The organism is Vogesella oryzagri, assembly GCF_040148885.1.
Taxonomy (GTDB): domain Bacteria; phylum Pseudomonadota; class Gammaproteobacteria; order Burkholderiales; family Chromobacteriaceae; genus Vogesella; species Vogesella oryzagri.
In genome coordinates this window covers 99,848-112,477 of record NZ_JBEFLD010000004.1, presented here as the reverse complement: position 1 = coordinate 112,477, position 12,630 = coordinate 99,848, and the positions used below count along the sequence as shown (strand labels likewise).

The 12,630-nt window shown below is 55.9% G+C and carries 5 protein-coding genes; 1 reads left to right on the top strand and 4 read right to left on the bottom strand.

All coding sequences use genetic code 11. The features are described from left to right. A partial coding sequence (locus tag ABNW52_RS08275) for a cadherin-like domain-containing protein (protein ID WP_349586256.1) occupies window positions 1–6,574 on the bottom strand: 6,574 nt, incomplete at its 3' end. A 474-nt stretch (window positions 6,575–7,048) separates the two neighbouring features. Further along, complete coding sequence (locus tag ABNW52_RS08270) at window positions 7,049–8,131, bottom strand: helix-turn-helix transcriptional regulator (protein WP_349586255.1); 1,083 nt, start codon at window positions 8,129–8,131, stop codon at window positions 7,049–7,051. Between the two features lie 606 nt (window positions 8,132–8,737). Between ABNW52_RS08270 and ABNW52_RS08265 the strand changes: the two genes are divergently transcribed. Beyond that, the gene (locus tag ABNW52_RS08265; RefSeq protein WP_349586253.1) at window positions 8,738–10,405 is read left to right on the top strand and encodes an ABC-F family ATP-binding cassette domain-containing protein; all 1,668 of its coding nucleotides are present in this window, start codon (window positions 8,738–8,740) and stop codon (window positions 10,403–10,405) included. Between the two features lie 146 nt (window positions 10,406–10,551). On the opposite strand, the gene ABNW52_RS08260 is transcribed toward ABNW52_RS08265, so the two are convergent. After that, window positions 10,552–12,168: an MFS transporter gene (locus ABNW52_RS08260; protein ID WP_349586252.1), complete on the bottom strand. Its 1,617-nt coding sequence runs from the start codon at window positions 12,166–12,168 to the stop codon at window positions 10,552–10,554. Further along, window positions 12,165–12,608: a DoxX family protein gene (locus tag ABNW52_RS08255; protein WP_349586250.1), complete on the bottom strand. Its 444-nt coding sequence runs from the start codon at window positions 12,606–12,608 to the stop codon at window positions 12,165–12,167. The genes ABNW52_RS08260 and ABNW52_RS08255 overlap by 4 nt, the downstream gene beginning before the upstream one ends. Between the last annotated feature and the right edge of the window lie 22 nt (window positions 12,609–12,630).

The window sequence follows — 12,630 nt, the reverse complement described above, 5'->3', positions numbered from 1 at the left end:
CGGTGGCACCACTCCCCAGAGTCAACGTGTCGTTGCCGTTACCGCCATACAGCGTGTTCTGGGCGCTACCCCCATCCAGCGTGTCATTGCCGTCATCGCCGGTCAGCGTATCGTTGCCACTTTCTCCGTAGACTGTATCGTCTCCGGCCAGGGCATATACCACATCATCACCGGCCTTGGCTTGGATCAGGTCTGATGCGCTCGTGCCATATAGCGGATTATCCGGACCTTCGCTGCCGTAAACAGGGTTGAGCAACTGCGCCACAATGGCTGTCGCTGAGCTCGGCACTACCTCGAACATACCATCGCCATCGGTGTAGCTTGCCAGTACGCGCACCTGCAGACCGACCAGCGTTGTATCCAGCGTCAGGCTGGCAACAGTCGCCCCGATTACATCGCCCCAAGTCACCCCATCGGACGAGCTTTGCCACTGGTAGCCAATGGCACCCAGTCCATCTACATCGACCAATGTGTTGCCAGCCGTCAACGTCTCCCCCTCGAGCGCGCTGCCGGACAGCGTGACGCTGCCGGTTGGCGCATCGTTGACCGCAGCCAGTGTCAGGTTGACTGACGTGTTAGCCGTGGCGATACCGTCCGAGATGACTAGCGCAAAGCTGATCGCGCCATTGCGGTTCGGGGCAGGGGCGAATGTCCAGGTGCCATCGTTGTTATCGACCACGCTGCCGTCAGCGGCATCGACCGCCAGGCTCTGTACCGACAACATATCGCCGTCGACATCGCTGGCGTTCGCCAGTAGTTGCGCGGCGCTCAGGGTGTAGCTTTGATCTTCCACCCCGCCCGGCAGGCTCACTGGCCCGCTGACGGTAGGTACATCGTTGACGTTGCTGACCGTCAGGGTGAACACATCATTGGCCGAAAAGCCAGCGGCGTCGGTGGCGGTCATGCGCACGTCGAGGGCGCCCACATCGGCCTGCGCCGGCGTGCCGCTGAAGGTGCGGGTAGCCGCATCGAAGCTCAGCCATGCAGGCAGCGCCGAGCCGTTCGCCAGACTGGCGCTGTAGCTGAGCGTGTCGCCCGCATCAGAGTCGCTGAAGGTACTGTCTGGCACCACGAAGTTGAACCCTGCATCCTCTGCCGCCAGCTGGTCGGCCAGCGGGGCGCTCAGCACCGGGGGCGTGTTGAGAACCACCACCGAGGGTGCGAAGTTTTCTGTCGTCAGCTCCGTGGCCTGCAGATTCTGCAGAGTTATCCAGGTCTGCCAGGTGTAGTTGCCGTTGGCAGCGCCATCCCGATCCCATTGTACCAGCGTGTCGTTGCCAGACTGGGTCAGGCGCAGGAAGCCGTTGGCCGCCGAAAAGGGATTGCCCCCGGTGTACCAGTTGGCGCTGCCGTTAACGCCTAACAAGGCGCTGACATCAAGAGTGTCGCCGCCTGCCCCAGTGGCAAAGTCGGTGACGACATAGTTGGCATATCCGTAGAGGCCCCAGTACGTATCCTGGCCAGCACCGCCGGTGACCAGCTTCGCTTGGGCAGCCGAGGTGTTGCCAACATAAAGTTCGAACCGGTCGTTACCGCCGCCACCATTCAGGGTGTCGTTGCCTAACTCGAACATGCCGAGAAATGTGTCATTGCCGTCGCCACCATCGAGGATATCGTCACCGTTGCCGCCGGCAAGGTAGTCATCACCAGCTCCGCCAATCAGGAGGTCGTTGCCGACACCGCCGGACAGATTGTCGTTGCCGTCACCACCGTCCAGAGTATCATTGCCGCCTACTCCCCCCGACAGCGTGTCATCACCGGCGAGGCCGTAGATGGTGTCATCCATAACACCACCGTTCAGGTTGTCGCTGCCCGCCGTGCCTGTGAGCACTAGTCCGACAGCTGAGGAGCCATCCGGGTTGATGCCGTCGACGAAGTTGTCGGACGTAATCGAAGAGGCCTGCAGATTCTGCAGGGTTATCCAGGTCTGCCAGGTGTAGTTGCCGTTGGCAGCGCCATCCCGATCCCATTGTACCAGCGTGTCGTTGCCAGACTGGGTCAGGCGCAGGAAGCCGTTGGCCGCCGAAAAGGGATTGCCCCCGGTGTACCAGTTGGCGCTGCCGTTAACGCCTAACAAGGCGCTGACATCAAGAGTGTCGCCGCCTGCCCCAGTGGCAAAGTCGGTGACGACATAGTTGGCATATCCGTAGAGGCCCCAGTACGTATCCTGGCCAGCACCGCCGGTGACCAGCTTCGCTTGGGCAGCCGAGGTGTTGCCAACATAAAGTTCGAACCGGTCGTTACCGCCGCCACCATTCAGGGTGTCGTTGCCTAACTCGAACATGCCGAGAAATGTGTCATTGCCGTCGCCACCATCGAGGATATCGTCACCGTTGCCGCCGGCAAGGTAGTCATCACCAGCGCCGCCAATCAGGAGGTCGTTTCCGTCAAAACCGTAGAGCCGGTCATTGCCCGCCAGTCCGTAGATCGCATCGTCGACCACGCTGCCGTCAAGCGTGTCGGCGTTGGGTGTGCCGAGGATTGTGTACAGATTCAGAGTGAAGCCGTCACTCACTGAGAGTGCACCGGAATCGGTGGCGGTGACGCTGATATCGATGCTGCCGAGTAGTGTGCCCGCCGGAGGCGTGCCGCTTAAGGTGCGGCTAGCCGCATCAAAGCTCAGCCAGGCCGGTAAGGGGTCGCCGTTGGCCAAGCTAGCGCTCAACGTCAGGCTGTCGCCTACATCGACGTCGGCAAAGGTGTTGGCGGGTAAAGTGTAGGTGAACGCCTTCCCCCCCCCGCTGTACTGGTCGAGCAGCGCTACCTGCAGAGTCGGCGCGTCGTTGACCACCGCCAGACTGAAGCCCAGCGTAGCGGCAAGCGAGCCACCGTTGCCATCGATTACCTCGTAGCGGAGCGTGACCGCGCCGTTGTAGTTGGCATCCGGAGTGAAGGTCCAGCTGTCGTCGCCATTGTCAGCCAGCGTGCCGTGATTGGCACTGAGGTTTGTGACGGACAACGTATCGCCATCAACGTCGCTGAAGCCGGCCAGCAGCGCCGCAGCAGCGAAAATGTAGGGGGTGTCCTCACTGCCGGCGGACAGTGCCGTCGTTGGGTTGCCGGTGGGGGCGTCGTTCACTGCGGCAAGGTTCAGGGTGGCCGCAGTGTTGATTGTGGCCGTGCCGTCGCTGATCACCACCGCAAAGCTGACAGCACCGTTGCGATTGGCAACCGGGGTGAAGGTCCAGCTGCCATCGCCATTATCCTCCAGCGCACCATCTGCCGGATCGACGCTGATGCTCTGCACGCTTAGCGTATCGCCCGCATCGACGTCGCTGGCGTTGGCCAACAGTTGCGCTGCACTGAGCGGGTAGGCGACGTCTTCGCTACCAGCTGGCAGGCTGACCGGGCCGCTCACGGTCGGCGCATCGTTTACAGCCACGAACTCCAAGCTTAAAACGTGTGCTGTGCTAGCGGAATTGCCGCTAGAATTTTCCGTTGCAATCGCAACCACATTCAGCGTCAACGTCCCAACGTAATTCTCTGGCGCAGATATAGTTAACCCTGGTAGATCATCCAGATTGAGCACCCAGCTTCCAGAATCATCCGTATGACCCGCCGACAACGTAAATCCAGAAGGTACTCCCTCAACCTTTACGGTTAGGGTTTCCGATCCGTCCACATCCACCAAGTAAGATACGATCCCCAATTCTGCAGGATGACCTTCAAGCACTCTAACATTTGCTCCATCACCTGAAATAAGTGACTCGGCGGTATCAAGTGTGCTGCGATAAAGAAAGTCCCGCCCAAACCCGAGGCCCCACCCTGAGAGATCCAGCCCCCAAGAAAAGCTCCAATCAGAGAGATCTAAGGCTGTCGGTATCTCTGTATTGCTCAGCGCATTACTTGTGCTGTCATCCAATTGAATGGAAATGTGTGACTGCTCAAGATCCAGCACTTGACCATCCAACGAGTAAAACACATTACTATAACTACGGAATACAATATTATCCTGGCCATAATATCCATTAACCACTTCCACCAAGAAACTAGGGCTCACTGGATCGCTGACAAAAACGTGACCACTTTCAAACTCGACCCTGAACCCCATGCCGGACTGAGTATTCCAGTAGTCCCCTACCTCTGCAATGGAGTTACTGTCTGAAAGTCCCAATGCGTATGTCACAGTTGCAACATACTTGGTACCATATGGAATCCCAATGATGTTCTCAAAATCGTATGTTTGCGATAACACCCCTGTGAAAGTCAGCGTAACCAGTCCGCCGTTCGCCGTCGGGTGCCATTCAGGAACAGACAAGATGGGCGCGTCAGGAATTGCCACTACTTCAAATGCCTGGCTCGCGGAAATACTTCCGCCGTGATTGTCAATAACATCATAGGTCAGCTCGACTGTTCCGCTGTAGTTCTCCTCCGGCGTAAAAACCCAGCTCCCATCACCGTTGTCGCTTAGACTGCCGTGGCTAGCAACCAGATTGGACACCGACAGCAGATCTCCATCAACGTCACCAAGGCCCTGCAGAAGGCCGTTGCTATAAATCACATAGGGCGTGTCTTCACTACCAGCGGCCAATTCACCTGTCGCACTGCCCGTCGGCGCATCGTTGACCGGGGCGAGGTTGAGTTCAGCGCTGGTGGCAATCGTCGCCGTGCCGTCCGAAATCACCACTGCAAAACTCACAGCACCGTTGCGGTTGGCGACCGGGGTGAAGATCCAGCTATCGTCACCGTTATCGGTCACCACGCCATAGACTGGATCTACGCTGACGCTTTGCACGTGCAGTACATCCCCGTTATCCACGTCGTGGGCATTGGCCAACAACTGTCCAGACGTCAAGATCACCGGCACGTCCTCTGTGCCATCTGCTAGTGTGACCGGGCCCATCACCGTAGGAGCATCATTTACCGGGGTGACATTGATTGATAGTGTGTTGGCACTGAGAGAGAAATCCAAGCCATCACTGACTTTAAAGCTGATACTGGCATATCCAGCGCCGTTCGCATCAATATTTGGAACGAATTGTAACTTTCCCGCATCCAGGTCAGCCCTGCTGATGATCTGGTTCACCGTCACCGCGCCCCAGTTACTTCCACTGAAGTATTGCAGACTACCCACAGTAGGCACTGCCGTGATTTGTATGGCAGCTAACGGACTATTTTCCGCATCGGCATAACTACCAAAATGACTCACACCAAGTACAACAGCCGTATCTTCCAATGTGGTCACACTGGCATTGGTAGAGATCGGGGGGGTGTTGACTGATGCCTTTAGCGTTGTGCTGTTCCAAACAGTGCCATTACTGAACACAACCCGGTCAATTTCGTGATCCGTTCCAAGATAAAACCCCTGGAGTGTCAAGGTCCGCGCAGTCGCTAGCACCTTCATGACCAGATCCGTGCCGCTTTTCACAAACTGTACATCGCCCGGATTGAGGCCGACCAATTGCAACGCATCTATATCCTTTGTTGCCCCACCAGAATTGTCTATCACGTCATAACCATAATTCTGTCCATAGCGATAGGTATCGTTTCCCGCCCCCCCTTTGAGCCAGTCGTTACCTGCTCCGCCATCTAATACATTATTGCCAGCATTACCATAAATGCGGTTATCTAATGCATTTCCGGCACCAGAAATATTACTTCCCCCAGTTAATTCTAGGTTTTCGACATTAATTGCCAATGTTTGACTGACTGAAGCGCGGACAGTATCGACACCGGCATTACCTCCCTCAACAACAACATCAGCCGTATTGTCAACGATATAAGTATCGTCACCATCACCACCGCTCATCGTGTCCTTGCCAGCACCACCATCCAGCACGTTATTTCCGCTATTGCCACTGAGGCTGTTGTCTAGTGCATTACCTGTACCTGTTAGATTGGCGCTACCAGTCAACTCCAGGTTTTCGATATTACTAGTTAGGGTGTAATTGATTGAAGTACGTACTGTGTCGATTCCTGCACCACTGGCCTCCACCACTATATCACCTGTATTTTCGACAACGTAAATGTCGTTACCGAAACCACCTTCCATATAGTCCGCACCGGAGCCACCATCAAGTAAGTCATTGCCACCGTTACCGTACAGCGTGTCGTCCCCCTCAAGTCCTTGCAGCGCGTCGTCGGTTGGATTTCCCAAAATCGTGTCATTGCCAGTAGTCGCCGTGACCTCTGGGTAGTAAAGGTTGGCAAGAATATCGCTGCTATTCCAAGTTGATTTATTAGCAAATACAATACTGTCAATTTTATGGTCTGCATCCGCAAAATACTGGCGTACTGTCAGCGTTGAACCATCCGCTAGCACATTCAGAACAAGGTCATTACCAACTCGATAGACTCGAATATCAACGGCATTCAACCCAAGCAACTTAATGGTGTCGGTATCATTGGTGGCACCGCCTGAGTTATCAATCACGTCATTGCCGTAGCCAGCACCAAAAATGTAAGTATCGTTACCAGCGCCTCCGAACAGCAGATCATCCCCGCTGCCCCCATCAAGGGTATCGTTTCCTCCGACCCCATAAAGAAAATCATCTCCGGCAAAACCGGTGATGGTGTCGTTCTTGGATGTTCCCTGAAGGGTGTTGTTTTGTGAGTTGCCATTGATCGTAGCCATGATGTGCTCCTACGCTGATCAGGTTGCTGAGCACTAGCAACGTAGTAAACCAGGGAGAGTGGGACATCATCCATATGGATGAACAAAAAAAAGTAAGCACATCTGACGATGTGATAGTTCCCAGAGGAGGCACAGAAAAGGAGTCACCTAGTAGCCTAGCCCGACTAGGCGCAGGCGTGCCACCGTTCCAGCGGCTTGACGCAACACTAGGTCAAAGAGGCATTCGACTGAAAGACAGGACTGAATGTGGCGGAACCCGAACAGATTGACTGGAATGCAGGTACCTAGTGAAGAGAGAGTTCTGGCGCTTGGCTTTAGTTGAGCTGGATGAGTAGCATCCCCTGCTACCGGAGAGGCGGCTACTGACCTACCTATTGTTTTTTTGGCACGTAGAAGAGTGCAATTTGCTTATGCTTCCATTTTACTTGGCAAGAAAAATTTCCAATTTACACAAACCAATCATTAGTAACTGAGCTACTGATTTGCCAATCTTATTAAATCTGCCTGCCTGCTACAACCAGTTTTCCTGAAGATATTCTTTAGTTGTGTTCTGACCGTTGCGGCACTTAACGAAGTCTGCACACAATAATCACGCACCGTCAATCCGTCGACGATTGCCAGTGCAACTTTTCTCTCTGCCACCGACAATTTTTGCTTTGAAAAAAAATCATTAACCCTATCTTTATTTTGAATTTCCTTGTTGCAATCATTCGAAAATGAAATCAATAAGCAGCTTTGAAAACCATTGGAGTTCAACACGGAAACATTCACATTTAATTTACTACCCATCACTCCAAGTGAGGAAAAACTAGTTTCTAAGCCACAAGTCATGGCAACCTCTATTGCCTTGTCTAGTGAATAATTCTGCTGAACTGTTGCCATGAACAAAAAGCCATCTTTTATTTTTACATTGCCATTAAAAGTTTGATCAAAATCATCGCCGCAACTTATATGCCTAATCTTCCTGTTCTTATCCATAACATAAAAAGCACGACCCCTAAGGTCAAGATAAGAGTGAAGAATATCTCTCTCAGCTTGAGAATTTAAAGTCTTACAGTAAGCTTTTATTGCAAGCGATAGATTTTTTACAACTACACCCATCTTAGCAAAATCTTCTTCGTTGAATGGATCTCTGGCTTTCTCTCTTTCAAAGGTTATGCTAACACAGGCTGAATCTGATTTATACAAATTACATCCTGCCACATATAAAATACCAGATGGGATTAGAAAGTCTTGAAAATACTCACTTCTCTCCACAAATTTATTACTTACAACTTTATTTGTCGCCAGCCACTTCAACTCTGGAGACCTTACCCCGATTGGCAATAAAGGATCCAAAGCAGAATAATACCCCTGGTAGCCAATAGCAATACTGTCTGGCAGGTTGTAGTTTATTGACCATTCCGGCAAAAATGTTTCAGTATTCCAACATGTCATTAACGACATATCTGCCTGCATTATTACGCAGAGATCAGCAAGAACAAAGCTCCACGGCAATTCTCCAGCAACTGCTAAAAGCATTTTTTCGATAATGTAATTTACTTTTATAGTACGCATTTACAACTCCGCAGCACCTAAGTTTGTTTTAACTTTTTAGCATATAAACAAATAATGTCAAGCCCATATAACCATCAAAATAGTTTTCGTGAAAATGAAATCCCGCCAATTCAATTAAATCAAAATAATTGATTTAATTTTTGCACCTTAGATAATTTGACTTTCCAATGTCGCAAAAAACAAATAAATCACCAGTCGTTTACTAGATATTTTTTGGCTGCTTTCAATATGAAAGCAGCCAAAAAATATCTAGTATGCGAAGGACTGCTATGGCCGACCAACGGACGATGATGCCGCCTGGTCGGCAGCAGTTCGGCCAAAGCGGTCTGTTACCCCATTTGTCCTGAACGTCTGCTCAGATTTACATACCGGCCATTTCTCTGTTGCCGGCACCGAACGTCAGCTTTCTTCCCCTTTGGAGCGCGTAGGGGCGTGGTACCATCTGCGCCGCACCGTTTTTATTGCTTTGCAACATAGGGCGGCGCCACGCTGCCGAGGCAGCACCCTTGTCCTGATGCGGCCAACGTTGGCCGCATTTTCTGTCGTCTTCCCGCCTTGTCGCCGGTCGCGGCGTAACCTGTTTCCTGCCGCCGCACGGCGCTTCCCATGATCATTCTGAAAAACGTGGCCTTGCGCCGCGGTACCAAAGTCCTGCTCGACAACGCGTCGGTGACGCTCAATCCCGGCGAGAAAGTCGGCCTGGTCGGCCGCAACGGCGCCGGCAAATCCTCGCTGTTCGCGGTGCTGAACGGCTCGCTGCACGAAGACGGCGGCGATGTGTCGATCCCGTCACAGTGGCGCATGTCGCAGGTGGCGCAGGACATGCCGGAAACAGCGCAGACGGCGACCGAGTTTGTGATCGAAGGCGATACCACCCTGCTCGCCGCGCAGCAGGAGGTGGCCGAGGCCGAGGCCGGCGAAGACTATATGCGCATGGCGCACGCCTATACCGCGCTCAACGATGCCGGCGCCCACGACGCGCCAGCACGGGCGCAGGCGCTGATTCTCGGCTTGGGTTTCAGCGTCGCCGAGCTGCAGCAGCCGGTGAACAGCTTTTCCGGCGGCTGGCGCATGCGGCTGCAACTGGCTCGCGCGCTGATGTGTCCGTCCGACCTGCTGCTGCTGGACGAGCCGACCAACCACCTGGATCTGGACGCGCTGGTATGGCTGGAAGCGTGGTTGAAGCAGTACGCCGGTACCATGGTGGTGATCAGCCATGACCGCGAATTCCTCGATGCCGTCACCAACGTGACGCTGCACGTCGACAATGCCAAGCTGGTACGCTACGGCGGCAATTACAGCAAGTTCGAGGACATGCGTGCCGAACAGCTGGTCCTGCAGCAGGCGGCGCAGGCCAAGCAGCAGGAAAAGATGGCGCACCTGCAGAAGTTCATCGATCGCTTCAAGGCCAAGGCCAGCAAGGCGAAGCAGGCGCAGAGCCGTGTCAAGGCGCTGGAGCGGATGGAGAAGATCGCGCCGGTGCTGGCCGATGCCGAGTTCCAGTTCGAATTCAAGGAGCCGCAGAGCCTGCCGAACTCGATGCTGTCGATGACCGGCGCGGTGTTCGGCTATCCGGCGCCAGAGGGCGCGCCGGAAGACACGCCGCCGACGGTGATCGTGCGCAACGTGAACCGCACCGTGCTGGCAGGGCAGCGTATCGGCATTCTCGGTGCCAACGGCCAGGGCAAGTCGACGCTGGTGAAAACCGTGGCCGAGGCGCTGCAGGCGGTCGGTGGCGAGATCATTCGCGGCAAGGGGCTCAATATCGGCTACTTCTCACAGCAGGAGCTGGACGTGCTGCGGCCGGAGGACGATCCGCTGCAGCACATGTTCCGCCTGGCGCGCGACACCCCGGCGGCGATGCGGCCATCGGCCAACGACTGCCGCGAGCAGGGGCTGCGCAATTTCCTCGGCACCTTCAACTTCAGCGGCGACATGGTGAAGCAGGCGGTCGGCAGCATGAGCGGCGGCGAAAAGGCGCGGCTGGTGCTGTGCATGATCGTGTGGCAGCGGCCGAACCTGCTGCTGCTGGATGAACCGACCAACCACCTGGACCTCGCCACCCGCGAAGCGCTGAGCGTGGCGCTGAACGAGTTCGAAGGCTCGGTGATGCTGGTCAGCCACGACCGCGCCTTGCTGCGCGCGGTGTGCGACGAGTTCTGGATGGTGTCGCGCGGCGGGGTCAGCGATTTCGCGGGCGATCTGGACGATTACCAGGTCTACCTGCTGGAAGAGGCCAAGCGCCGGCGAGAAGAGGCGGCCGGCAAGCGTTAAGCCGGCCCGTCTGCGCGTTACCACCTTGCGGCCAATCATAGGGCAGGATTGCCTACAGGAGCCGGGGCAGTCCAAGTGGACATTCGAGACGTCTAGAAAAGGAGGAGCGATTCACATAGACGATTCTCAACCCATCGCCCCCATGTTCAGTCCTGTTCTTCATTTAGACGGTTGAACGCTAGAAAATGCCGCACTACCGGCATGCCGTCACCCACGTGAAAGCGCCGGACTTCCGCCTGGATGTCGGCGTCCGCTCTGGAAACCCGATGATGCTGCCGCAGGTGTTCGGCCCAAGATTCGACCTGGAACCATTCGAGTATTTGGCCCGGGTCGGCCGCATCCTCACAGATGCCCCATGCGTAGGCCCCATCGCGCCGACGTTCTGATGACAATCGGGAGAGCGCCTGCAAGAAGGCGCTGCGGTTCTCCGGCGCTATCCGGTATTCAATCAGGATCAACACGGGGCCGCGATCGTGCTCGACTGGTGCCGCGGTCAGTGGCTCGGGCCAGTGGTTGGATGGCATCAGGTCAAGCTCACCCTTGGGCAACTTGAGCCGATGAGCCACAACTCCGATCACTCCCAGTCCGGCGGCGCCGGCCAACAGCGTGAATGGCACTCCGATCAGCTCTGCCACCGCGCCCCAAGTCAGGCTACCGGCCGTCATCGCACCATTGAACACGGTGAGGTAAACCGCCAGCGAGCGGCCGCGCACCCAATTCGGCAGAATCGCCTGCGCCACGCCATTGAGTGTGGTTAACGCCGTGATCCATGCCGCTCCCAGTACCAGCAGGGAGGCAACGGCGGCCCACTGTGGCGGTGCAAAGGACAGGAATACCATGACCGATGCGGTGACCAGCGCGGCCAGCAGCAGCAGGTCATCAGCACTCAGGTGTTCACGCAGTTTCGGCATGATGATGGCGCCGCCGATCGCACCTAGCCCAACGGCGCCAAGCAGGATGCCGTAGAAGCCGGCGTCACCGTTTAGCAGGCGACGCGCCACCAGCGGTAACAGCGTCCAGACCGAGCTGGCCATGGCAAAGAAAAAGAAGGCGCGCACCAGCACAACATGCAGCTCGCGGCTGGCGCGGGCATAGCGTAGCCCGGCACGAAAGGCGCCGACAAAACGTTCGGCCAGCACATCTTGCGCGGCGCTTGGCCGACGCCACCACAGCAGGGCGACAATAACAAACACGTAGCTGATGACATCGATGCCATAGGTGAACGCCGCCCCCAGACTGGCCAAGATCAGACCACCCAAGGCAGGGCCGACGGCGCGGGCAATGTTGATACCTAGCGAGTTGAGCGCAACCGCGCTCTTGAGGTCTTTCTTTTCCACCAGTTCGGGCACGATGGCCTGCCAAGTCGGCCCCATCAGCGCCGCGCCAACGCCACCGAGAAAGGTCAGGGCGATCAGAGAGGCCACCGATTGCAGTCCCGATGCCGAGAGCAGCATCAGGCCGATACTGACGCCGCCCAACAGTAACTGGATGGCAATCAGGAATTTGCGTCTGTCGAGGATGTCTGCCAGCACCCCGGCGGGAATGGCCAGCAGAAATACCGGCAGCGTCGCTGCAGCCTGCACCAACGCCACGGCCGTTGGGGATGATGACAGGTCCGTCATCAGCCACGCACTGGCTACGTCGCGGATGAAGCTACCCGTATTGCCGATGATGGTGGCCACCCACAGTACAGCAAAAAGCGTCTGCCGCAGTGGCGCAAAGCTGCTGGCAGACGCGGCAACGGGCTGTGTTGCTTGCGTCATGATGGCTCCTGTTCTTTCAAGTCCAGCCAGACGACAAGCAGGAAGCCACCGACCAGCCCGAGGTGCTCGAAAAACGCATTAGCGGTCATGAAGCGCTCCTGCCCCGCTGGCAGTTCCCAAAAGCGCAGTGCGATACCGGTAGCCAGCAGGGTAAAGCCAGCCAGCCCCAGCGCGCCTAGCCAACGCAGCCAACTTGTCATGATCATCACGGAGGCGCCCAGTTCGAGCACGATCACCAGCACTGCGAACAGCGGCGCTGGTGACAGCCCGAAATGGACCATCTCGCTGACCGCCCCCGGAAAGTCCGTAAGCTTAACCAGCCCGCCTTGCAGGTAGGCCGCGCACAGCCCAAGGTAAGCAATCAAGCGCATCGCACTGCTGCCCAGCACCGGTCGCACTATCGCGGCCAGCTTGCGATCAAACGAGGTGTATGTTGGCACGGAGGTAATCTCCTACTCGCTT

What these genes read in the sequence shown, in the direction of transcription:
- ABNW52_RS08260 (WP_349586252.1), bottom strand. Translation starts at nt 12,168, where the DNA reads ATGACGCAAGCAACACAGCCCGTTGCCGCGTCTGCCAGCAGCTTTGCG.
- ABNW52_RS08270 (WP_349586255.1), bottom strand. Translation starts at nt 8,131, where the DNA reads ATGCGTACTATAAAAGTAAATTACATTATCGAAAAAATGCTTTTAGCA.
- ABNW52_RS08265 (WP_349586253.1), top strand. Translation starts at nt 8,738, where the DNA reads ATGATCATTCTGAAAAACGTGGCCTTGCGCCGCGGTACCAAAGTCCTG.